1 protein-coding gene is annotated in these 266 nt (G+C 59.0%); it reads right to left on the reverse strand.

Going from position 1 to position 266, the window contains the following annotated elements:
• A partial coding sequence (locus tag ACW9H9_RS28920) for a hypothetical protein (protein ID WP_457370508.1) occupies positions 1-266 on the reverse strand: 266 nt, incomplete at both ends.

The following is a 266-nucleotide window of genomic DNA, read 5'->3' on the forward strand; positions in this document are numbered from 1 at the left end:
TGGTTGGCGATGTTGATCAGGGTGGTCAGGCTGTGTTGGGCGGCGTTGCTCATGGCTTGGTAAAGCTTGCTGGTGCGCACGCTTTCGAGGTCGAGCACGCCTTTGATTTCGCTCAGGCGTGAGCCGATGTTTGTCGCATCGCCGGATACGCTCGGGCTCAGTATGGACGCGCCGTCCTGATCGTCCAGCTTGCCCGTGGTGCTGAAATTGCGGGTGACTTGCTGGATGAGCGCGGCGATTTCAGGGTTGAAGTTGAACAGCGCCAT

Source organism: Pseudomonas sp. SDO5215_S409 (genome assembly GCF_054071325.1).